Origin of the sequence: Pseudomonas sp. WS 5532, assembly GCF_012985445.1 — a bacterium.
GTDB classification, from domain to species: Bacteria; Pseudomonadota; Gammaproteobacteria; order Pseudomonadales; family Pseudomonadaceae; genus Aquipseudomonas; species Aquipseudomonas edaphica.
This window is the reverse complement of the sequence record NZ_JAAQWK010000017.1, coordinates 45533-65365: the sequence shown is the minus strand read 5'-3', so window position 1 is coordinate 65365 and position 19833 is coordinate 45533. Positions and strand designations below refer to the sequence as shown.

24 protein-coding genes are annotated in these 19833 nt (G+C 60.8%); 16 read left to right on the top strand and 8 right to left on the bottom strand.

Annotated features, from left to right (window positions below; all coding sequences use genetic code 11):
• The first annotated feature begins 13 nt into the window (after positions 1 to 13).
• From HBO23_RS24815 to HBO23_RS24800, 4 genes are all read left to right on the top strand, one after another.
• Positions 14 to 592, top strand: coding sequence for an RNA polymerase sigma factor (locus HBO23_RS24815; protein ID WP_170040088.1), 579 nt, complete (start codon positions 14 to 16; stop codon positions 590 to 592).
• Complete coding sequence (locus HBO23_RS24810; protein ID WP_099547787.1) at positions 589 to 1020, top strand: hypothetical protein; 432 nt, start codon at positions 589 to 591, stop codon at positions 1018 to 1020. Before HBO23_RS24815 ends, HBO23_RS24810 begins: the two co-directional genes overlap by 4 nt.
• On the top strand, positions 1017 to 1511 hold the full coding sequence (locus tag HBO23_RS24805; RefSeq protein WP_017136878.1) for a periplasmic heavy metal sensor: 495 nt from the start codon (positions 1017 to 1019) through the stop codon (positions 1509 to 1511). Before HBO23_RS24810 ends, HBO23_RS24805 begins: the two co-directional genes overlap by 4 nt.
• A gap of 224 nt (positions 1512 to 1735) precedes the next feature.
• Entirely contained in the window at positions 1736 to 2449 is a 714-nt protein-coding gene (locus HBO23_RS24800; RefSeq protein WP_170040086.1) for a transporter substrate-binding domain-containing protein, read from the top strand.
• On the opposite strand, the gene HBO23_RS24795 is transcribed toward HBO23_RS24800, so the two are convergent.
• Positions 2435 to 2797 (bottom strand): NUDIX domain-containing protein, encoded by a 363-nt coding sequence (locus tag HBO23_RS24795; protein WP_017136876.1) that lies wholly within the window; start codon positions 2795 to 2797, stop codon positions 2435 to 2437. The two genes, HBO23_RS24800 and HBO23_RS24795, sit on opposite strands and share 15 nt — an antisense overlap.
• A 127-nt stretch (positions 2798 to 2924) precedes the next feature.
• Between HBO23_RS24795 and HBO23_RS24790 the strand changes: the two genes are divergently transcribed.
• Positions 2925 to 3905 (top strand): Gfo/Idh/MocA family oxidoreductase, encoded by a 981-nt coding sequence (locus HBO23_RS24790; protein ID WP_099547789.1) that lies wholly within the window; start codon positions 2925 to 2927, stop codon positions 3903 to 3905.
• A 37-nt stretch (positions 3906 to 3942) separates the two neighbouring features.
• On the top strand, positions 3943 to 4572 hold the full coding sequence (locus HBO23_RS24785; protein ID WP_099547790.1) for a ribonuclease T2: 630 nt from the start codon (positions 3943 to 3945) through the stop codon (positions 4570 to 4572).
• Here HBO23_RS24785 and HBO23_RS24780 read toward each other — a convergent pair whose 3' ends face one another.
• Positions 4573 to 5424 (bottom strand): helix-turn-helix transcriptional regulator, encoded by an 852-nt coding sequence (locus HBO23_RS24780; RefSeq protein WP_017136874.1) that lies wholly within the window; start codon positions 5422 to 5424, stop codon positions 4573 to 4575.
• 109 nt (positions 5425 to 5533) lie between these two features.
• Here HBO23_RS24780 and HBO23_RS24775 point away from each other — a divergent pair, with 109 nt between their 5' ends.
• Positions 5534 to 5944, top strand: a complete 411-nt coding sequence (locus HBO23_RS24775; RefSeq protein ID WP_017136873.1) for a hypothetical protein — start codon at positions 5534 to 5536, stop codon at positions 5942 to 5944.
• Positions 5945 to 6157: 213 nt separating this feature from the next.
• On the top strand, positions 6158 to 7066 hold the full coding sequence (gene glsB, locus HBO23_RS24770; protein WP_017136872.1) for a glutaminase B: 909 nt from the start codon (positions 6158 to 6160) through the stop codon (positions 7064 to 7066).
• A gap of 41 nt (positions 7067 to 7107) precedes the next feature.
• On the opposite strand, the gene HBO23_RS24765 is transcribed toward glsB, so the two are convergent.
• From HBO23_RS24765 to HBO23_RS24745, 5 genes are all read right to left on the bottom strand, one after another.
• On the bottom strand, positions 7108 to 7611 hold the full coding sequence (locus HBO23_RS24765; RefSeq protein ID WP_138453155.1) for a signal peptidase II: 504 nt from the start codon (positions 7609 to 7611) through the stop codon (positions 7108 to 7110).
• A gap of 71 nt (positions 7612 to 7682) precedes the next feature.
• Entirely contained in the window at positions 7683 to 8018 is a 336-nt protein-coding gene (locus HBO23_RS24760; RefSeq protein WP_170040084.1) for a DUF6124 family protein, read from the bottom strand.
• A gap of 451 nt (positions 8019 to 8469) precedes the next feature.
• Complete coding sequence (locus tag HBO23_RS24755; RefSeq protein ID WP_170040082.1) at positions 8470 to 8712, bottom strand: hypothetical protein; 243 nt, start codon at positions 8710 to 8712, stop codon at positions 8470 to 8472.
• Positions 8713 to 9039: 327 nt separating this feature from the next.
• The gene (locus HBO23_RS24750; protein ID WP_170040080.1) at positions 9040 to 10284 is read right to left on the bottom strand and encodes a saccharopine dehydrogenase family protein; all 1245 of its coding nucleotides are present in this window, start codon (positions 10282 to 10284) and stop codon (positions 9040 to 9042) included.
• 28 nt (positions 10285 to 10312) lie between these two features.
• Complete coding sequence (locus HBO23_RS24745) at positions 10313 to 11410, bottom strand: carboxynorspermidine decarboxylase (RefSeq protein WP_017136865.1); 1098 nt, start codon at positions 11408 to 11410, stop codon at positions 10313 to 10315.
• Between the two features lie 220 nt (positions 11411 to 11630).
• Here HBO23_RS24745 and HBO23_RS24740 point away from each other — a divergent pair, with 220 nt between their 5' ends.
• The 7 genes from HBO23_RS24740 (at position 11631) to HBO23_RS24710 (ending at position 18578) form a co-directional block, all read left to right on the top strand.
• Positions 11631 to 12650, top strand: coding sequence for a LacI family DNA-binding transcriptional regulator (locus tag HBO23_RS24740; protein WP_017136864.1), 1020 nt, complete (start codon positions 11631 to 11633; stop codon positions 12648 to 12650).
• Positions 12634 to 13638 carry an ABC transporter substrate-binding protein gene (locus HBO23_RS24735; RefSeq protein ID WP_170040078.1) on the top strand — a complete coding sequence of 335 codons (1005 nt, stop codon included), beginning with the start codon at positions 12634 to 12636 and terminating at the stop codon, positions 13636 to 13638. Before HBO23_RS24740 ends, HBO23_RS24735 begins: the two co-directional genes overlap by 17 nt.
• Complete coding sequence (locus HBO23_RS24730) at positions 13639 to 14457, top strand: ABC transporter permease (RefSeq protein WP_138454108.1); 819 nt, start codon at positions 13639 to 13641, stop codon at positions 14455 to 14457.
• Positions 14454 to 15248 (top strand): ABC transporter permease subunit, encoded by a 795-nt coding sequence (locus tag HBO23_RS24725; protein WP_017136861.1) that lies wholly within the window; start codon positions 14454 to 14456, stop codon positions 15246 to 15248. Before HBO23_RS24730 ends, HBO23_RS24725 begins: the two co-directional genes overlap by 4 nt.
• Positions 15245 to 16276 carry an ABC transporter ATP-binding protein gene (locus HBO23_RS24720; protein WP_170040076.1) on the top strand — a complete coding sequence of 344 codons (1032 nt, stop codon included), beginning with the start codon at positions 15245 to 15247 and terminating at the stop codon, positions 16274 to 16276. The genes HBO23_RS24725 and HBO23_RS24720 overlap by 4 nt, the downstream gene beginning before the upstream one ends.
• A 9-nt stretch (positions 16277 to 16285) precedes the next feature.
• Positions 16286 to 17119, top strand: a complete 834-nt coding sequence (locus HBO23_RS24715) for a phosphodiesterase (protein WP_170040074.1) — start codon at positions 16286 to 16288, stop codon at positions 17117 to 17119.
• 139 nt (positions 17120 to 17258) lie between these two features.
• A complete protein-coding gene (locus tag HBO23_RS24710) occupies positions 17259 to 18578 on the top strand; it encodes an OprD family porin (protein ID WP_170040072.1) in 1320 nt (439 codons plus the stop codon).
• Between the two features lie 3 nt (positions 18579 to 18581).
• Here HBO23_RS24710 and HBO23_RS24705 read toward each other — a convergent pair whose 3' ends face one another.
• A complete protein-coding gene (locus HBO23_RS24705; RefSeq protein WP_225933048.1) occupies positions 18582 to 18995 on the bottom strand; it encodes a GNAT family N-acetyltransferase in 414 nt (137 codons plus the stop codon).
• Between the two features lie 226 nt (positions 18996 to 19221).
• Between HBO23_RS24705 and HBO23_RS24700 the strand changes: the two genes are divergently transcribed.
• On the top strand, positions 19222 to 19827 hold the full coding sequence (locus HBO23_RS24700) for a LysE family translocator (protein WP_099547802.1): 606 nt from the start codon (positions 19222 to 19224) through the stop codon (positions 19825 to 19827).
• The last annotated feature ends 6 nt before the right edge of the window (positions 19828 to 19833 follow it).

Sequence of the window (19833 nt, the reverse complement as noted above, 5' to 3'; positions counted from 1 at the left end):
GAGTATTACCTGATTGAAAGACACTGATCCGGACGTTGAGCTACTGGCACGTATCGGCAACAACGAACCTGCGGCCGTCAACGAAATGGTGACGCGCAAGCTGCCGCGCCTGCTTGCGCTTGCCGGGCGGCTGCTGGGGGATGCCGACGAAGCCAAGGACGTGGCCCAGGAAAGCTTCCTGCGCATCTGGCGCCAGGCGGCCAACTGGCGCCCCGGCGAAGCGCGTTTTGACACTTGGCTGCACCGCGTGGCGCTCAACCTGTGCCATGACCGCTTGCGCCGGCGCAAGGAACGCCCGTTGAACGAGGACGAAGCGCTGGAACTGGCGGACAGCGCACCCTCGCCGGATGAACAGTTGGAAACGGCGGACCGTAGCGCCAGGATGACCGCCGCCCTGGCGAGCTTGCCCGAGCGCCAGCGTGAAGCCATTGTGCTGCAGTACTACCAGGAGCTGTCGAACATCGACGCCGCGGCCCTGATGAACATCAGCGTCGAGGCACTGGAGAGCCTGCTGTCGCGGGCCCGACGCCAGTTGCGCAGCCAACTTGCCGACACACCCGGGCTCGCCCGCCCAGGAAGGGGAAAACCATGACACCTGAACGCTTTGCGCACTTGGCTGACGCCTACGGCGCCAGCCTGCATCGCTGGCCCAGCGCCGAACAAGCCGCTGCCCAGGCACTGCTCGACAGCGGCAACCCACGCGCGCGCGAGGCGTTGCGCGAGGTCGGTTGGCTCGACGCCCAGTTGGACAGCCATCAGCTGGTGTTCAACGAACCGGCGCTTGCGCGACAGATTCGCGAGTCTGCACCGCGACGGCCGTCGTTCTGGGCACGCTATGCCAACTGGCTGTCGCCTGCCGGGTTGGTGGGCGTGGGCATTGCCGGCATCGCCGCCGGGGTACTGGTGGCGTCACTGAGTGTGCCGTTGCCGATGCTGTCATCCGACGTGCTGCCCAGCGTCTTCGATCAGGGCGACGCCGATGTCGTCTTCACCGTCAACGCCGAGGAAACCGAGCAATGACCCCAACATCCCTTAAACCCTGGCTGGTTTTCTCGGTATTACTCAATGTGTTTTTGATCGGTGGCGTGGGCGGCGGCCTCTATCACTGGATGGCTACCGCCAAGCCCGCCGAAGCGGTGGTCAACCAGCACGGTCTGCGCCAGGCGATGATCAAGTTGCCGATGGAGCGGCGCAAGGAATTGCGCCAGTTGTTGCGCCACAACCGCGCCGACAGCCAGCCGCTGATCATGGCCGGTCGCGAAGCACGCCTGGGGGTGATCAAGCAGCTCGAAGCGCCGACGCTGGATCGCGATGCGCTGGTCACTGAACTGGCCAAGGCCCGCGAGGCAGATGCGGCGCTCCGGGCATTGGTGGACGCGACGCTGGCGCAGTTTGCGAGCAATTTGCCCCAGGATGAGCGGCAAAAACTGGTCGAGGCGCTGTACCAGCGCGGGCAGGCTAAAAACCGCGAGAAACTGCCGCAGGTGGCGGGGACTAGACCGCGTTCCTGAGCGGTTGCTCACATCCAGCTGATGCAATGCGATCCAAGTGTGGGAGCTGGCTTGTCGGGTCGCCGCATCGCTGCCTGCGTATCGAGCGCGCCGACGGAGTATTGCCACGAGCGTGTTGGGCTTGCGTCTCGACTCGCTGCAATCGCTTGGGTACCTTGAGCACGGCGGCGTGTTGCCGTTTGTGATCCGTTAGACTGTGCAACGGACCCGTCAAGGAGCGCTCGATGATTGACCCGCAAGTACTGCAACAGTTGGCCCCGGATGGCGTACTGCGCGCCGCTATTAACCTTGGTAACCCGGTGCTGGCGCAGCGCGGCGCCGACGGCGAGCCGCAGGGTGTGTCGGTGGCACTCGCACGCGCGCTGGCCGAGGAGCTGGGCGCCAGCCTGGAGCTGATCACCTTTGACGCCGCCGGCAAGGTCTTTGCCGCCTTGGCCGAAGACGTGTGGCGCGTGGCGTTCCTGGCGATCGAGCCGGTGCGTGAGCAGCAAATCGCCTTCAGCGCACCGTATGTGGCGATCAAGGGCACGTACCTGGTGGCGGCTGATTCGGCGCTGACCCAGGTGGCGCAACTGGATGCGCCGGGCAAGCGTATCGCCGTGGGACAGGGCGCGGCCTACGACCTGTACCTGAGCCGAACCGTGCAGCACGCCGAACTGGTGCGTGCGCCCACTTCTGCGGCGGCGGTGGACTGGTTTATCGAGCAAGGCCTGGATGCGGCGGCGGGGGTGCGGGATTTTCTGCAAGCCCGTGTGTCTGCGCACTGGCGCCTGCTTGACGATAACTTCATGACCATTCACCAGGCCATGGCCGTTCCAGTGGCGCATGCAGCCGCTGCCGCGTTCGTCAAATCCTTTGTCGAACGGCAGAAAGCCAAGGGTGGAGTCAAGCGCGGTTTGCTGGACAGCGGGCAGAGTGCGGACTTACAGGCGTCGTAGGAACGACTTGACGATGTGGCGGGTGGCGTCGGTGGTGTCCAGTTCGTCCATGGCGCCGTAAGCGTGCCACCGGCAGTCAATGATCTCGTTGCAAGGGCGCGCCTCGCTGATGTTCACCACCGAGGCCTCGAACACGTGGTGCACGGTGTCGCGGGCCTTCAGCTCCTGCAAGTACAACAAACCATCCACATTCAACCCGGTTTCTTCTTCCAGCTCGCGTGCGGCGGCGCCGACCGGGCGCTCGTCACGCTCGACCTTGCCGCCCGGCAAGGCCCATTTCGAGCGGGCCTTGCGCACGAAGAGGATATGCCCCTGGTGTTCACAAATTACGGTTGCACGGATTTTCAATGTCTACACCTGCCTGGCCCAATGACTGTCATGAAAGTGTAATGCAATTGTCATGCTGATTCAGGCTGGCATGCACCAGCGGTGATGTGGATACTGCCCCCTTGATGAAAACGGACGAGGACAACTGATGAATACCGTACGTTGGGGCATGATTGGCTGTGGCAGCGTCACTGAACTCAAGAGTGGACCCGCCTTCTACAAAGCGCCAGGTTCGGCGCTGGTGGCCGTGATGGGGCGCCGTGAAGAAGCTGTGCGTGATTATGCGGCACGCCACGGCATTGCCCGTTTCTATACCGACGCCCAGGCCTTGATCGACGACCCCGAAGTGGACGCGGTGTACATCGCCACACCGCCCGACAGCCACCTCGAATACAGTCTGATGGTGGCGGCAGCCGGCAAGCATTGCTGCGTCGAAAAGCCCATGTCGCTGAATGCCGAGCAGAGCGCCTTGATGCAGCGCACCTTCGAGCGGGCCGGGCTGCACTTATTTGTTTCCTACTACCGCCGTTCGTTGCCGCGCTTCCAGCAAGTACGCGACTGGCTGCAGGCAGGGCGCATTGGCGAGTTGCGCCACGTGACCTGGAGCCTGTGCAAGCCACCGGCGGCCGCCGATGCCAGCGCTGCCAACTGGCGCACCGACCCGACTATTGCCGGCGGCGGCTACTTTGCCGACCTGGCGAGCCATGGGTTTGATTTGTTCCAGTACCTGGCCGGCGATATCGTCGAGGTCACCGGGTTTACCGCGCGCCAGGCCGGCAATTATGTGGCTGAAGATGCGGTAACGGCTTGCTGGACTTTCGCGAATGGCGCGCTGGGCATGGGTTGCTGGAACTTTGTCGCAGACCGGCGCGAAGACCGCGTGGAGCTGATCGGCAGCCGCGGCCGCATCACCTTTGCCGTGTTTGAAGACCAGCCGTTACGCCTGGAAGGTGAGGTGAATGAGGTGCTGGAAATACCCTGCCATGAACATATCCAGTGGCATCACGTACTGGCCATGAATGCGCATATTTGTGGCGAAGCCGAACATCCGTCACTGGCGATCGAGGCGCTGAAGACCGACCGGATCCTCGATAAGGTGTTACTCCGTAACCCTAATTTGCCGGGTTAATGGGGATATACCTGTTTTTTCTCTCAGGAATAGGCAAATGAAATATTGGATGCTGTTGTGGCTGTTACTGGCCACCAATGTGCTGGCGGCCCCACGTAGCCAAGGGACGCCTGGGGAGTTTGATTTTTATGTGTTGTCGCTGTCATGGTCGCCGACGTTCTGCCTGACGCACCCTGGCAACGAGCAATGCACGGGCAAAGGCTACGGGTTTGTGTTGCACGGGCTTTGGCCGCAGTACGCCAAGGGCGGCTGGCCCGCGTCGTGCGATACGCAATCGCGATTGTCGGCGGCGGACCTGGCCAAAGGTGCGCTGATCTTCCCCACGCAGGCGTTGCTCAAGCACGAGTGGGCCAAACACGGCACCTGCAGCGGGCTGGACGCTTCGCGTTACCTGGAGGCCACCGATACGGCCTTGGCCAACGTGCAGATTCCGCAGCAGTTGCAGCCGTTCAATGTGCCCAATTACATGGATGCACAAGCGATCGAGAGCCTGTTCCGCCAGAGCAACCCGGCCATGGGCAACCATGGCATGGCGGTCATTTGCAAAGGCAAGGTGCTGTCTGAAGTACGCGTGTGCCTGAGCAAAGAGCTGCGTTTTGCCGGCTGCCCCCGCAGTGTTAAGAGCCAATGCAGGGGCGGTGATATCCGCATTCCGGTTCAGCGTTGATCAACTGTCGGGGTGCAAGGCGATGGCGCCAACCGCCGTTGCACTCGACGCGCCGGCGCGATCCGCCAGGTAACGCGCCGGCGGCTGGCCCACGGCTTTACGGAACATGGTGATAAAGCCGCTGGCGTTCTCATAACCCAGGTCCAGCGCTACCCGTTGCACGCTTTCACCCTTGGCCAGGCGTTGCAGTGACAGAATCACATGTAACTGCCGGCGCCAGCGGCCGAAACTCAAACCCAGCTCCTCCAGCAGCAGGCGCGTCATGCTGCGCTCGCTCATGCCGATGCGCTGTGCCCATTGTTCGAGCGTGGACTTGTCGCTGGGGTCTGCCAGCAAACTGTCGGCAAGGCGCCGCAGTCGCAGGTCCTGGGGCATGGGCAGGTGCAAGTCTTCAATGGGGGCTTGGGCCAGTTCGTCCAACAATGTGTTGATCAAGCGTCCCTGCGCACCGTTTTCCTCGTACAAGTGCGGAAAACTCACCGCCTTGCTGATCAACTCATGCAACAGCCCGGACACGGCTAACGTGCAGCCTTGGGTGGGCAGAGCGCCGGCGGCGTCCGGGTCGATCAGCAGGCAATACACCTCAGCCTCCCCGGCACCCCGCGCGGCATGGGCCAGGCCGCCGGGAATCCAGAGTGCGCACTGGGGCGGCACGATCCAGATGCCGGCCTCGATCTGGCAATGAATCACCCCGCGCAGGGTGTACATCAACTGGCCTTTGCGGTGCGAGTGCGGCGTATGTTCCCAACGCTCGGACGTGCTGGTGGCGCCTACGGCGACCACTGCGCGCGGGATCAGGTCGGCGTCCCTGGACCGGGACAGGTCGCGTTCTTCAAGGCGGTGGCGTTGCATGGCGGATTCGCTATTTGGCCGAATTGCGAAATATTCTGGCTATTCTGTGCAATGCCGTCCAGTCGCAAGATCTCTATAGTGAGAGCCACTCTCATTTAGGAGCTTTGCCATGCGACTCGACAGTTCAACCTTTCCCGTGGTGAAAATCGTGTTTGACGCGCCTAACGAAGGCGGCCCGGAGGATGCTTTTGCGGTGTTCGAAAGCCTGCTGGCTCGCCAGCAAGCGTTTGTGCTGCTGCACGAAAAAGCCGTCGACGAAAACAACCACGAGCACTCTCACGAGGAGCGCAAACACGCCTCGATCTGGATGAAAAAAAACAAACAGGCGTTGCGCACTTACGTCAAAGGCATGATCCAGGTGGAACCCAGCGCCGCGCAACGCCTGGCCCTCAAGCCGTTTGCGCTGATGTTCGGCAAGGCCTGGGGCTACCCGCTGCTGGTGGTGGAATCCAGGGACCGCGCCTGGGCGCTGGCGCGGGATGTACTCGATGAGCAGGTGTCGGATGTGGCGCATTTTTGATGTGCCCGATCGTTGCGCTATCGTTCCCATGCTCCGCGTGGGCATGCATCCTGTGACGCTCCGCGTCACGACTTCAGGTGCGGGACGCGGAGCGTCCGAGGCGGCATTCCCACGCAGCGCGTAGGAACGATCAAGGGGGTGTCCTCGCGGACGCATTAAAGTATCCTCCGCGCCCCGCTTATCACTGATTCAATAAGAATGACCGGACAAGACATGCAGGCACTGCTGGAATCGATCCTGAGCGAAGTTCGCCCCCTGATCGGCCAGGGTAAAGTCGCCGACTACATTCCCGCACTCGCCGATGTACCTGCCAATCAGCTTGGCATCGCCGTGTACGGCAACGATGGCTCGGCCTATTGCGCAGGCGATGCCGACACGCTGTTCTCGGTACAGAGCATCTCCAAGGTGTTCAGCCTGGTGCAGGCCATCGACCATGGCGGCGAAACCATCTGGGAGCGCCTGGGCCACGAGCCTTCGGGGCAACCGTTCAATTCCATGGTGCAGCTGGAGTTCGAACGCGGCCGCCCGCGCAATCCCTTCATCAATGCCGGCGCCCTGGTGATCTGCGACATCAACCAGTCACGCTTCGCCGTGCCGATTTTGTCGATGCGTGACTTTGTGCGGCGCCTGTCGGGTAACCCGCAAATCCTGGTCAACAGCGTCGTCGCCGACTCCGAGGCCCAGCACGGCGCGCGCAACGCGGCCATGGCCTATTTGATGAAGTCCTTCGGCAACTTCCACAACGACGTCGACGCGGTGCTGCACAGTTACTTCAACTACTGCGCGCTGCAAATGAGCTGCCTGGATTTGGCCCGGGCATTCAGCTTCCTGGCCAACGAGGGCGTAAGTGCCCACAGTGGCGAGCAGATTTTGACCGCGCGCCAGACCAAGCAGGTCAACTCGATCATGGCCACCAGCGGGCTGTATGACGAGGCGGGCAACTTTGCCTACCGTGTGGGTTTGCCGGGCAAGAGTGGTGTCGGCGGCGGAATTGTCGCCGTGGTGCCGGGGCAGTTTACGGTGTGCGTGTGGTCGCCTGAATTGAATGCGGCGGGGAACTCGCTGGCGGGGATGAAGGCGTTGGAGTTGCTGAGCGAGCGGATTGGGTGGTCGGTGTTTTGAGTGCCTGGGGATTCACGCTGATGCATGAATCCCCTTGCTGATCAGGACCTGTGAGGTTTCACGAACAGATCAAGCATCAAAAACAATGCCCCGGCTGTAATTGCGATATCAGCAATATTGAACACGCCGGTATGTGTTGGCCCCACGTTCAGCACCATGTAATCCACGACATGCCCGTCGCGAAACACACGGTCGATCAAGTTGGCGATACCGCCCAAGGCAATCGCGTAAAGCGGCAAGACTTTACGCAGCGGCTGGCTCCAGTTGGAAAGCGACCACCACATGGCCCACGTCACCACGACGGCTACGCCAACGATAAAGATCAGCTGTTTGACCTGCGGCGGCAATGCGGCGCCCAGGCTGAGGAAGGCGCCTGGGTTGAGGCTCAGTTCCAGCGCAAGGTTGAGAGGGCTGGAGCCAATTTTGAAGCTGCTGGCTTGCAGCGAAACCAGGGCCAGCAGTTTGACTAGCTGGTCCACGGCAATAAAGGCAATGCCGGCGAGGAGGGCGAAGGTGCGGCTTCGTAGAAGGGGCGAGGTACTCAAGCGGTAACTTCCTGTTCCGGTTTGTCGACAGAGCGCCCGAAGATAGCTCAGGCGCTCTATCTCGTCCATCTTCAGGCGGCTGGGTGGGCCACGTTCAGGGCTTTGTCCACCAGCAACTGCACACCTTCGAGCATGCGGCAGATGCCCAGCGCGACATTGCGTTGGGAGCCGTCGATTTCAAACGCCAGGTGGTTGGCGATATTGCTGATGGACGCCAGATCCTGGGAAGCATTGACCAGCAGGGTTTCGGTGCCCAGGTCGGCGCGCACGGTGAAGATGCCTTCGCTGGGTTCAGGAATGGGTTTGCCGGGGTTGAGGTAGTGGGCGATCGCACGGTAGGCCACTTCGTGCAGGGTGCTGGTGTCGTAGTCTGGCTGGCCTGGGGGATTTGGGCTGTCTTTGATCATGGTGAAGGTCCTAAGATTAAGTGGAGCTGCCAACGTTCGCGGTCAAGCGAAGAGGGTGGCAGCTGTACACGGGTTGACCGACCGGCAATCAAAGGAAATCCGGCATACCCGAAGGTATCCCGCATACAGCCACCGCAACACGATACCTCAGGCGTGAAAAAAACACCTGAAATAGGTTAGAGCCAAGCTGTACTTTAATTAATCGGACGGTCAAATCCGGCCGCTGAATTGGCAGCGACGGCACAGAGATTAGTCAGCCCACTTCCGACCGACAACCTGAAACCCTTGTGGGAAATATCTGAACGCACGCGATCACCTGTGGGAGCTGGCTTGCCTGCGATAGCAGAGTGTCAGTCAACCCATGCGGCACTGAAAGGCCGCCATCGCAGGCAAGCCAGCTCCCGCAGGTTGATCTTCATCGCTCGTTGATGGCGAGTGTCATACCTGCGAGCTATGAACCAGGCGCAAACCAGCGTATCCAGCCCGCCCATAACAGCATGAGCACGCCGACACACAGCAGTACGGCGTACACCGGCCGTACGCGGCGGGCGCGGTCTTGCAGTGCGCCGAGGGCGCAGAGTGCGATGAGCAGCGCGAACACCCAGCGGGGCAGGTGGGCGGTGATGCCTAAACGGTTTCGTGCCCGCGGCTTGATCGGCGAAGTGTTGCGGGTTGCGGGTTTTGGCCGGTTCATGGACGAGTCCTTTCGCTCATGATGAATGGGTGAGCCAATCGATGATTGCGCTCTCGACTGGCTAAGCTAGCGCAGTTTGTGGGAGGCGTAACCTGTGAGAATTGACAGTTTTTTGAACTGTTTTGGCATTCACCGGAGATTCAATGTGGGAGCTGGCTTGCCTGCGATAGCAGTGTGTCAGCCAACCCATCCGGTACTGGAAGATCGTTATCGCAGGCAAGCCAGCTCCCACAGGTTGATCTTCATTGGGGTGGAGATTTGTGTTTGTTCCAAACAAAAAATGCGCCCCAGAGGGCGCATTTTTTTGTTCGGTCAGCAATCACCTAATCAATCAATCGCATCCCAAGCCCGATCACCGTGCTCGTCTTTAATCCGAGTCGGCAAGCCCATCACGTCCAGCGCCTTCAGGAACGGCTCAGCCGGCAGTTCCTCGACGTTGGCCATGTGTTTCACGTCCCACTCGCCACGCGCCACCAGCAGCGCAGCGGCCACCGGTGGTACGCCTGCGGTGTAGGAGATGCCTTGGCTGTCGGTCTCGGCAAAGGCTTCTTCATGGCAGGCCACGTTGTAGATGAACATCTCACGTGGCTGGCCGCCTTTGGTGCCTTTGACCAGGTCACCGATGCAGGTTTTGCCGGTGTAGCCGGGGGCGAGCGAAGACGGGTCGGGCAGCACGGCCTTGACCAGTTTAAGCGGTACGACTTCCAGGCCTTCGGCGGTGGTGACCGGTTTTTCGGAGAGCAGGCCGAGGTTTTTCAATACGGTGAACACGTTGATGTAGTGTTCGCCGAAGCTCATCCAGAAACGCACGTTGGGCACGTCGAGGTTTTTCGACAGCGAGTGCACTTCATCGTGGCCGGTAAGGTAGAGGTTCTGCGAACCGACGACCGGCAGGTCGTCGGTGCGTTTGACTTCGAACATGGTGTTGCTGGTCCACTGGCTGTTCTGCCAGCTCCACACCTGCCCGGTGAACTCGCGGAAGTTGATTTCCGGGTCGAAGTTGGTGGCGAAGTATTTGCCATGGCTGCCGGCATTGACGTCGAGAATATCGATTGAATCAATGCGGTCGAAATGCTGTTGCTGCGCCAGCGCGGCATACGCGTTGACGACACCCGGGTCGAAGCCCACGCCAAGGATGGCGGTGATGTTCTTCTGTTTGCACTCTTCCAGGTGGTTCCATTCATAGTTGCCGTACCACGGCGGGGTCTCGCAGACCTTGCCCGGCTCTTCGTGAATGGCGGTGTCCAGGTACGCAACGCCCGTGTCGATGCAGGCACGCAGTACCGACATGTTGAGGAACGCGGAGCCCACGTTGATAACGATCTGCGACTCGGTCTCGCGGATCAGGGCCTTGGTCGCTTCCACGTCCAAAGCGTTCAGCGCAAAAGCCTGGATGTCGGCGGGCACCTTGAGGCTACCCTTGGCCTTGACGCTGTCGATGATGGCCTGGCATTTGGAGATGTTGCGCGACGCGATAGCAATACGACCGAGTTCGTCGTTGTGCTGCGCGCACTTGTGGGCCACCACCTTGGCGACACCTCCTGCACCAATGATAAGAACGTTCTTTTTCAATTGCTTTATCTCTCCTTTATCCGCCAGCTTACGAAAGGCTGGACAGGTAGTCGTCGTAACCAAATTCACGAACCACCTCGACTGTACCGTCGAGTTGTTTCACTACGATGGACGGCATTTTCAGGCCGTTGAACCAGTTTTTCTTGACCATGGTGTAGCCTGCGGTGTCGATGAACGACAGCCGATCGCCGATGGCCAGCGGACGATCAAATTGATACTCGCCGAAGATGTCCCCGGCCAGGCAGGATTTGCCGCACACCATCACGGTGTGTTCGCCGTCGCTCGGCGCTAATTTGGCGTTGAGGCGGTAGATCAGCAAGTCCAGCAGGTGGGCTTCGATGGAGCTGTCGACCACGGCGAGGTTCTTGCCGTTGTAGAGGGTGTCGAGCACGGTGACTTCCAGCGAGGCGCTGTTGGTGATCGCTGCTTCACCCGGTTCCAGATACACCTGCACGCCGTACTGCTCGGAGAACGCTTTCAAGCGCGCGCAGAACGCGTCCACGGCATAGTCTTCACCGGTGAAGTGGATGCCGCCGCCAAGGCTGACCCACTCGACCTTGTGCAGCAGCGCGCCGAAGCGTTCTTCGATGGTGCCGAGCATTTTGTCGAACAGGCTGAAGTCGCCGTTCTCACAGTTGTTGTGAAACATGAAGCCCGAGATTTGATCAATCACGCCTTCGATCTTCACCGGGTCCCATTCGCCCAGGCGGCTGAACGGGCGCGCCGGGTCGGCGAGCAAATAGTCGGAGCTGCTCACCTGCGGGTTGACGCGCAGGCCGCGGGTCTTGCCTTCGCTGCGTTCGGCAAAACGTTGCAGTTGGCTGATGGAGTTGAAGATGATCTTGTCGCAGTTCTCCAGCATCTCTTCGATTTCGTCATCGGCCCAGGCCACGCTGTAGGCGTGCGCTTCACCTTCGAACTTCTGGCGACCGAGCTTCAATTCATACAGCGACGACGAGGTGGTGCCGTCCATGTATTGCTGCATCAGGTCAAACACCGACCAGGTAGCAAAGCACTTGAGCGCCAGCAAAGCCTTGGCGCCGGACTGCTCGCGCACGTAAGCAATCTTCTGCATGTTGACCAGAAGCTTCTGTTTATCGATGAGGTAGTACGGCGTTTTGATCATTTTTGAGAGCCTGCGGCGGTGCCTGCCAAAAAAGGACACGCATTGTGCCCGCACTTGGATCAGATCGAAAGGTTAGCGGGCGGATTTGCTGAACCCTACGTCGCAATAAAGACATTCTCGTGAACCCTGGCTGCCATTAAACCGTCATCTCCCTGGCACCGTCCTGCCACATTCCCCCGTTACTGTCCTCGCCAATGAGATCGATCTCAAGCGAGTGACAATGACTGATTTGAAAGACGTTGCGCAGTTGGCCGGTGTATCCCGCGCCACTGCCGCCCGCACCTTCGCCTCCCCGGAGCAGGTGCGCGAGGCCACCCGTGAGCAGGTGTTCGCTGCTGCCCGTGAGCTGGGTTTTCGGCCCAACTTGCTCGGCCGCCAGTTGCGCCTGCAAACCACCCATCTGATCGGTGTGGTGGTGCCCAACCTGCTCAACCCGGTGTTTGCCGAACAGTTCCAGGCCATGGAGCGCGCAGCGCGGCTGCGTGGCTACAGCTTGTTGCTGGCGACCACCGACTACAGCTGCGAGCGCGAAAGCGTGGTGGTCGAAGAGCTGCTGCGCCAGCGTGTGGATGGCTTGGTACTGACCGTCACCGACGCCGAGAGCAGCAGCGTGCTGAACAGCCTGGCTATGGAGCAAACCCCGTTTGTGCTGGCTTACCACCAGCCGAGCAACCCCGGCTACAGTGCGGTGTCGGTTGATAACCGCGCGGGCATGGCGCTGGCCACGCGGTATTTGCTTGAGGCCGGGCACCGACGCATCAGCATGGTCGCCGGGCCCGCCTTGCAATCGGACCGTGCGCGACTGCGCTACGCCGGGTATTGCGATGCGATGAAAGCGTATGGCCTTCAACCGCGCGCCGTGATCGAAATGCCGGCGCACACCCAGGCCGAATTTGCCGCGATCCAGCCGTATCTGCAAGGCCCGGACGCGCCCACGGCGTTGGTGTGCTCTAACGATTTCCTGGCCATCAGCCTGATCGCCGAACTGCGCCGCAATGCCTGGAATGTGCCCGAGCAACTGTCGGTGATGGGCTTTGACGGTATCTCCCTTGGCACCCAGATGCACCCGACCCTGTGCAGCGTGGTGCAGCCCATTGCACTGCTGGCCAGCACGGTGATTGACCAACTGCTGGCGCAAATCGCCGGTAACGCCCCGATTTCCCATTGCTTGCCTTGCCATATCCGGCCGGGCGAAAGCACTCAACCCCATGAGGAGCCCCTCGATGCGCGCATTCAGTAAAACCCTGGCCGCTGTGTTGCTGTGCGGTGTGGCCAGCCTGGCCCAGGCCGCCGAAACCTCGATTTGCTACAACTGCCCGCCGGACTGGGCCGACTGGGGCACGCAGCTCAAGGCCATCGCCGCCAGCACTGGCGTACAGGTGCCGCTGGACAACAAGAACTCCGGCCAGTCGCTGGCGCAACTGGTGGCGGAAAAGGCCGCCCCGGTCGCTGACGTCGTGTACTACGGCGTGACGTTCGGTTTACAAGCGCAAAAAGCCGGGGTGGTGGAGGGTTACAAACCCAAGGGCTGGGAGCAGATTCCCGCAGGCTTGAAAGACCCCGAGGGCCGATGGTTCGCCATCCATTCGGGCACCCTGGGCATCATGGTCAACGTCGACGCGCTAGGCGGTTTGCCGGTGCCGCAGAGCTGGGCCGACCTGCTCAAGCCGCAATACAAAGGCATGGTCGGCTACCTCGACCCCTCCAGCGCATTCGTCGGCTACGTGTCTGCCGTGGCCATCAACCGTGCCCTGGGCGGCGACCTGGATAACTTCGCCCCGGCCATCGACTATTTCCAGAAACTGGCGAAAAACGCGCCCATCGTGCCCAAGCAAACCGCCTATGCACGGGTGCTGTCCGGTGAATTGCCGATCCTGGTGGATTACGACTTCAACGCCTACCGTGCCCGCTACAAGGACAACGCCAATGTTGCCTTTGTGATCCCGCAAGAGGGCAGCATCAGCGTGCCGTATGTGATGAGCCAAGTGGCCAATGCGCCGCATCGCGCCAACGCCGAGAAGGTGCTCGACTTCGTGCTCTCGGACCAGGGCCAGGCGCTGTGGGCCAAGGCGTACCTGCGCCCGGTGCGCCCGGTGAAAATGCCGGCCGAGGTCGCCGCACAGTTCTTGCCCGACAGCGATTACGCCCGCGCAGGTGTCGTGGACTACCAGAAAATGGCCGCGGTGCAGGAAGCCTTCGCCGCCCGCTACCTCAACGAGGTCAAGTAAGTGGCAACTTCGACCCGACACGCGGCCTGGGCGCTGGCCCCGGCTTTTGCGGTGCTGCTCGCCTTTTGGCTGTTGCCGTTGGCGCACCTGGTGGTGTTGGGCGCCGACAGCCGTGACAGCAACGGCAGCGGCTATTGGCAGGTGCTGAGCAGCGCGCAATACCTGGGCAGCCTTGGGCAAACCCTGATGCTTGCGATGGTGGTGACGCTGGTCGCGCTGTTGATCGGTGGCATCAGCGGTGTGTTTCTGGCACGCCAGCAGTTTTTCGGGCGTTCGGCGTTGGTGGCGTTGCTCACGTTTCCCTTGGCATTTCCTGGCGTGGTGGTGGGCTTCCTGGTGATTCTGTTGGCGGGGCGTCAAGGCTTGTTTGCGGCGCTGGGGATGCACTTGGCCGGTGAGCGCTGGATCTTTGCCTATTCGTTGGCGGGGTTGTTTGTCGGCTACCTGTACTTTTCGATCCCACGGGTGATTCTCACGGTGATGGCTGCGTGCGAAAGCCTCGATCGCAGCCTCGAGGAGGCCGCGCATTCTTTGGGCGCGGGGCATTGGCGCGTGGTGTGTGACGTGATCGTGCCGGGCTTGGCGCCGGCGCTGGCTTCTTGCGGGGCCATCTGCTTTGCCACCTCCATGGGCGCTTTCGGCACGGCCTTCACCCTGGGTACACGCCTGAATGTCACACCGGTGGCGATCTACAACGTGTTCACCAATTACGCCAACTTTGCCGTGGCAGCTGCGCTGTCGGTGGTGCTCGGCGCGGTAACCTGGGCGGTGCTGTTGCTGACACGACGCCTGGTTAAAAACGCGGGGACTGTCCTGTGAAGCGCTCATCGCTGTTTGTGATTCAACTGCTGTTCACCCTGCTGGTGTGCGCTTTCATGCTGGTGCCGGTGTTGATGTCGTTGTTGGCCGGGTTGACGCGCAATTTCTTTGTCGGCCTGTCCAGCGGCTTGACCTTCGATTGGCTGATCCAGGTGTGGCAGGCCTACTCGCCGACGGTGTGGCTGTCGCTGCAATTGGCGCTGGCCTGCGCGGTGTGCGTCTGTGTGTTGGGTGTGCCCGCAGCGTATGCGTTAGTGCGCATGAACAACCGCTTCAGCCGTGCGTTCGAGGAACTGATGGTTCTGCCGGTAGCGATGCCGGGGCTCGCCAGTGCGTTGGCGTTACTGCTGACCTACGGCCAGTTCGGCACCTTTCGCAGCAGTTGGCTGTTCATTCTTGTCGGTCACGTACTGTTCACGCTGCCGTTTCTGGTACGCCCGGTGATGGCGGTGATGCAACGCCAGCACCTGCCAGTGCTGGAAGAGGCCGCCGCGAGCCTGGGGGCCGGGCCGATCAAGCGTTTTTTCAGTGTGGTGGTACCCAACTGCCGGGCGGGGATTCTGGCGGGCGTACTGATGGTGGTCACCTTGAGCCTGGGTGAGTTCAACCTGACGTGGATGCTTCACACGCCGATGACCAAAACCTTGCCGGTCGGTCTGGCCGACAGCTATGCCTCGGCGCGCCTGGAAATCGCCAGCGCCTACACCCTTATCTTTTTGCTGATGATCGTGCCGCTGCTGATTGCGTTGCAGGCCATCAGTGCTCGTTTGTCCCGTGGAGAGCGTCGATGACTGCTATCACTATCCGCCTGAAGGGCTGTCGCAAGGCGTTCGCCGACGGCACCGTGGCCGTGCATGACTTGAACCTGACCGTCGAAGGCGGTGAAACCCTGGCGATTCTCGGCCCGTCCGGCTGCGGCAAAACCACCACCCTGCGGCTGATCGCCGGGCTGGAACGCCCGGACGTGGGGCAGGTGTTTTTCGGCGACCAGGACGTCACCCGCCTGCCGATCGAGCGCCGCGATGTGGGCATGGTGTTCCAGAATTACGCGCTGTTTCCCAACCTGGATGTGGCCGGGAACATCGTCTATGGCTTGAAGATTCGCGGCCTGTCGCCCGTTGCGCGCAACAAGCGTTGTGAAGAACTGCTGGAACTGGTGGGTTTGCAGCACCACGGCAAACGCAGCATCCACGAATTGTCCGGGGGCCAGCGCCAACGCGTGGCCCTGGCGCGAGCCTTGGCGCCGCGCCCCAAAGTGCTGTTGCTGGACGAGCCGTTGGCAGCCCTGGATGCGCAATTACGCGAGCGTTTGCGCAGTGAGTTGGATGAGCTGTTGCGTGGGTTGGGCATCACCTCGGTATTTGTCACCCACGACCAAGGCGAAGCCATGGCCCTGGGCGATCGCATCCTGGTCATGGAGCGGGGCCGTGTTGCGCAACTGGCCAGCCCGCGGGAGATCTACCAGCAACCGGCCAATGCGTTCGTCGCAGGCTTTGTCGGCAACCTCAATGCCTTTGTGGTGCTTGATCGCACCGCCCACGGCCTGAAAGTCTGCGGCGGCGAGTTGCCGTGGCACAGGGCTGACTCGCCGAGCACCGTCTATTGCCGGCCCGAACACTTGCGGGTGATGGAAGACGAAGGGCACGTGCACGGCCATCTTGTGGCGCAATTCTTCCAGGGTGCACAAAGCCGCCTGCTGGTGGATGTCGGTGGCGCCCAACCGCTGCTGGTGGACAGCAGCGACAACCTATTGCACAGCGTCGGCGCACCGATTGCCCTGGCGATTGCGCCACACAAGTTATTTACCCTCAATGCTTGAGAATTTACTGTGAACCGTCCGTTTGTTGTTGCCCAGATCAGCGACCTGCACCTGAAAGCCGGTAATCGCCTCACCTATGGCGTGGTCGACACGCTGGGCGCACTGCGCCGTGCCGTCGACCATCTGAATGCCAGTGACCCACGGCCCGACATCGTGGTGGTCAGCGGCGACCTGGTGGATTTTGGTCGCGCCGATGAATACGCCGTGCTGCACCCGGAGCTGTCGCGCCTGCACATGCCTTGCTATCTGGTGCCGGGCAACCATGACACGCGTGGGCCATTGCTGGATGCATTTGGCGATCACCGTTATTTGCCGACGTCGGCGGATGGCCCGTTGGACTGGGTTGTGGACGAGCACCCGCTGCGCTTGATCGGCCTTGATTCGACCATTCCCGGTGGCCATGGCGGGCAGTTGCTGGAGAGCCAGTTGCAATGGCTGGACGCGCAATTGGCGCAGCGTCCGCATGTACCGACCCTGCTGATCCTGCATCACCCGCCGTTTATCAGCGGCATCGGTCATATGGACCGTGAGCCATTTATCAACGCGGCTGCGCTGGAAAAGGTCGTCGCCCGTCACCCGCAAGTGGAGCGTCTGTTGTGCGGCCATTTGCACCGCCCGATGCAGCGGCGTTTTGGCGGCAGCCTGAGTTGTGTCTGCCCCGGCACCTCCCACCAGATCGTGCTCGACCTGCAAGACGCCGCGCCTGCGCATTTCAACCTGGAGCCGGCAGGTTACCTGTTGCATCGCTGGGATGAACAGCACGGGTTGATCAGCCACAACGGTGTGTTCGGGGACTACCCGGGGCCGTATCCGTTTTATGACGCCCATGGATTGATTGACTGAGGTTTCACGGAGGTCCACTTCCTTACAACCAGGTAATTGAACGTTAGTTAACGCAGCGACCCACTCAAGTTTGGTCGCGTGCATCCTGCTGCCCTTTTTTTGCGCCCGGAACTTGGATTCCGCGCCGGAGTTCGCCTTGATGAAAGCCACTTTGAATGTTTTAAGCGTATTGACCGGCGGCTTGGGCATTGCCCTGAGCCCCTTGGCCTCGGCTGATTTTTTGAACGACAGCAAAGCCAACCTGAACATGCGTAACTTCTATTTCAACAACGATAACCGCGACGGCACCGCGGCGCCGTCGAAGACCGAAGAGTGGGGCCAGGCGTTTATTCTCAACTACCAGTCGGGCTTTACCGACGGCACCGTAGGCTTTGGCCTGGACGCCATCGGCATGCTCGGCCTGGCGCTCGACAGTGGTGCCGGCCGCCATGTCGGCAGCTCGATGATCCCCAACGATGACGGCAAAGCCGCCGACAGCTGGGCCCGTGGTGGTGCGACCGCCAAGGCGCGTTTCGCCAAGAGCGAGCTGCGCTACGGCTACCTGCGCCCAAACCTGCCGATTCTGGTGAGCAACGATGGCCGCCTGTTGCCGCAGTCTTTCGAAGGTGGGCAGATTACCAGTAAAGATATCGACAACCTGACCTTGATTGGCGGCCAACTGCAACACACCACCGGTCGCGGGTCCAGCGACCGCAGTGGCCTGGCAGCGGCAGGCGGCACCCAGGAAAGCAATAAATTCAACTACGCCGGTGCCGACTATCAAATCAACAAGGACCTGCTGGTGCAGTACTACTACGCCAACCTTGAAGACTATTACCAACAACACTTTGCCGGGCTGATCCATGTGTTGCCGCTGGGTGATTACGGTTCACTGAAAACCGACCTGCGTTATTTCAAGACCACCTCCGACGGCAAAAACAGCAATGCCGCCGGCCGTGCAGAAGGCTATAAGTTCAGCGGCTATACCAGTAACGGCACGGGGGAAATCGACAACAATACCTGGAGCGCCGCGTTCATCTATTCGCTCGGCCCGCACGCGATCACCGCTGGTTACCAGCAAGTCTCGGACGACAGCAACTTCGCCCAACTCAACCAAGGCGGTCTGGTGAATAAAGGGGAGGGCGGCTCCAGCCTGTACCTCTACACCGACCGTACCGTGCAAACTTTTATCCAGGCGGGTGAACGCACGGCGTTCGCCCAATACGCCTACGACTTCGTCGCGCTCGGCGTGCCCGGCCTGAAAGCGTCGGTGATGTACTTGAAGGGCGACCACATCCTCACCGTCAGCGGCAACAACGCCAGCGAATGGGAACGGGATATCTCCCTGGACTACGTGGTGCAAAGCGGTCCGTTCAAGAACGTCGGGTTCGGCTGGCGCAATGGCGTGTCGCGCAGCGAAGTCGCGCGGGACCAGGACCAGAACCGGGTATTTGTGAATTACTCGATTCCGTTGATGTAAGGCTCAAGGACCGGTGACGCCCGGCACAAGCAATTTCGCGTGGGTTGCTGTGCCATTGGTTATCTGATGAAAGCCGCAGCGCAGATAAAACGCTGCGGCTTCTGGTGTGTCGGTGGTCAGGTGTACCTGTTGAAAATGTGCCGCTGCGTGTTCCAATAACCGTTGCACCAGCGCCTTGCCAACGTTGTGTCTGCGCATTGAGGGGGCAACGTACACTCGGCGTAACCGGCCGGTGTCTGGATTGGAGTACGGATCACGTGAAACACCTCCGATCGCAATCAACAGGTCGTGACGAAACACGCCCAATAGGCACTCACCAGGTTTGTCAAACCGCAGGGTGCCGTTTTCCCATTCGCTGACAAGCCGGGTCAAAAATCTGACCGCATTGGATGATTCTATCGTTTGGCCGGCTGACACTCTACCTGTGGCGAGGGAGCTTGCTCCCGCTGGGGCGCGCAGCGGCCCCGATTTAATGTGTAGCGGGCGCCCAGGGACTCACTACAGAGTGTGGCTTCGGGACTGCTGCGCAGCCCAGCGGGAGCAAGCTCCCTCGCCACGTGTGCGCCAATCAACCACAAACGTTCAAGATTGCGCACCACCCCGCTCAGTAGACTCGCCCGACTTCTTCTACTGCAGGTTCGCCATGGACATTTTCCTTTACGCGTTCAGCGTCATGTACAGCCCCGGTCCGGTCAATTTGATGGGCCTCAATGCCGGGCTTACGGGCAAATTGCGTCGCTCCAGCGGTTTCTACATCGGCGTGGGCTGCGCGATGCTGCTGATGTTCGTGCTGTTTGGCTACACCGGCGAAGCGATCATCTCCCAGGCGGCATTGCCGTATATTTCTTTGATTGGCGGCGTGTACACGCTGTACCTCGCCTACCAGGTGTTCACCGCACGTACCGAAGTGGATGACGCCCCAAGCACGCCTGCCAAAACCTTGACCTTCTGGAATGGCCTGGTGATCCAGTTGCTCAACCCCAAGGGCATCGTCGCGGTGTTGCCAATCACCAGCGTGATGTTGCCGGCGGCGCATATCACCGGGGCCTCGATCTTTGGCGTGTCGGCCTTACTGGGGCTGGGGGCGGTCGGAGCGCCGTGGGTTTACGCATTGTTGGGCGCACTGTTGGGGCGGCGGATCAACGGGGCGGCGGCGTTTACCTGGTTCAACCGCTGCATGGGGCTGGCGTTGGCCGGGTGTGCGTATTTCATGTTTCACGCGTTCTACCTGCACGTTATTGCGCCTTGAACCCGG

Excerpts from the sequence above, each read along its gene's own strand:
- HBO23_RS24745 (WP_017136865.1), bottom strand. The coding sequence starts at position 11,410 with ATGATCAAAACGCCGTACTACCTCATCGATAAACAGAAGCTTCTGGTC.
- HBO23_RS24740 (WP_017136864.1), top strand. The coding sequence starts at position 11,631 with ATGACTGATTTGAAAGACGTTGCGCAGTTGGCCGGTGTATCCCGCGCC.
- HBO23_RS24775 (WP_017136873.1), top strand. The coding sequence starts at position 5,534 with ATGCGACTCGACAGTTCAACCTTTCCCGTGGTGAAAATCGTGTTTGAC.
- HBO23_RS24760 (WP_170040084.1), bottom strand. The coding sequence starts at position 8,018 with ATGATCAAAGACAGCCCAAATCCCCCAGGCCAGCCAGACTACGACACC.
- HBO23_RS24710 (WP_170040072.1), top strand. The coding sequence starts at position 17,259 with ATGAAAGCCACTTTGAATGTTTTAAGCGTATTGACCGGCGGCTTGGGC.
- HBO23_RS24790 (WP_099547789.1), top strand. The coding sequence starts at position 2,925 with ATGAATACCGTACGTTGGGGCATGATTGGCTGTGGCAGCGTCACTGAA.
- HBO23_RS24800 (WP_170040086.1), top strand. The coding sequence starts at position 1,736 with ATGATTGACCCGCAAGTACTGCAACAGTTGGCCCCGGATGGCGTACTG.
- HBO23_RS24720 (WP_170040076.1), top strand. The coding sequence starts at position 15,245 with ATGACTGCTATCACTATCCGCCTGAAGGGCTGTCGCAAGGCGTTCGCC.
- HBO23_RS24780 (WP_017136874.1), bottom strand. The coding sequence starts at position 5,424 with ATGCAACGCCACCGCCTTGAAGAACGCGACCTGTCCCGGTCCAGGGAC.
- HBO23_RS24735 (WP_170040078.1), top strand. The coding sequence starts at position 12,634 with ATGCGCGCATTCAGTAAAACCCTGGCCGCTGTGTTGCTGTGCGGTGTG.
- HBO23_RS24700 (WP_099547802.1), top strand. The coding sequence starts at position 19,222 with ATGGACATTTTCCTTTACGCGTTCAGCGTCATGTACAGCCCCGGTCCG.
- HBO23_RS24755 (WP_170040082.1), bottom strand. The coding sequence starts at position 8,712 with ATGAACCGGCCAAAACCCGCAACCCGCAACACTTCGCCGATCAAGCCG.
- HBO23_RS24810 (WP_099547787.1), top strand. The coding sequence starts at position 589 with ATGACACCTGAACGCTTTGCGCACTTGGCTGACGCCTACGGCGCCAGC.
- HBO23_RS24785 (WP_099547790.1), top strand. The coding sequence starts at position 3,943 with ATGAAATATTGGATGCTGTTGTGGCTGTTACTGGCCACCAATGTGCTG.
- HBO23_RS24805 (WP_017136878.1), top strand. The coding sequence starts at position 1,017 with ATGACCCCAACATCCCTTAAACCCTGGCTGGTTTTCTCGGTATTACTC.
- glsB (WP_017136872.1), top strand. The coding sequence starts at position 6,158 with ATGCAGGCACTGCTGGAATCGATCCTGAGCGAAGTTCGCCCCCTGATC.